The organism is Mesorhizobium sp. M1C.F.Ca.ET.210.01.1.1 (assembly GCF_004791585.1).
Classification (GTDB): Bacteria; Pseudomonadota; Alphaproteobacteria; order Rhizobiales; family Rhizobiaceae; genus Mesorhizobium.
Genome location: NZ_SRUU01000198.1, coordinates 1 through 297, shown reverse-complemented (window position 1 = coordinate 297; position 297 = coordinate 1). Strand labels below are relative to the sequence as shown.

General features: G+C 62.0%; 1 pseudogene. It reads right to left on the bottom strand.

What is annotated here, in order from left to right:
• Window positions 1-297: pseudogene (locus tag EN853_RS33565) on the bottom strand (NAD/NADP octopine/nopaline dehydrogenase family protein); the annotation flags it as partial.

Below are 297 nucleotides of genomic sequence, written 5' to 3'. Positions count from 1 at the left end.
CGCCGGTGTGACATGTTCGCCCTGTCCCCAGCTCTCCGCCTTTTCCATCCGTGTCAGGTTGAGCAATGCGATCCCGAGATGATTTTGAGGATTGAGGTTTGAGAGCGCGATGGCAAGCAAACCCTCACGTTCGACGAAGCGATCACCGAAGAGTTCAGTGCACAGGCCCCGACCCTCAGCGGCTGCCGACTTCGGCAGGGTGGCAAAGTCCACCTCCTGGCGGATGGGGTTGACGACGACGCTGCCCCCGTCGGTTTGGCGGCGGGCCGTCAGAACCGTGGTCCCCCAAGCGATGAT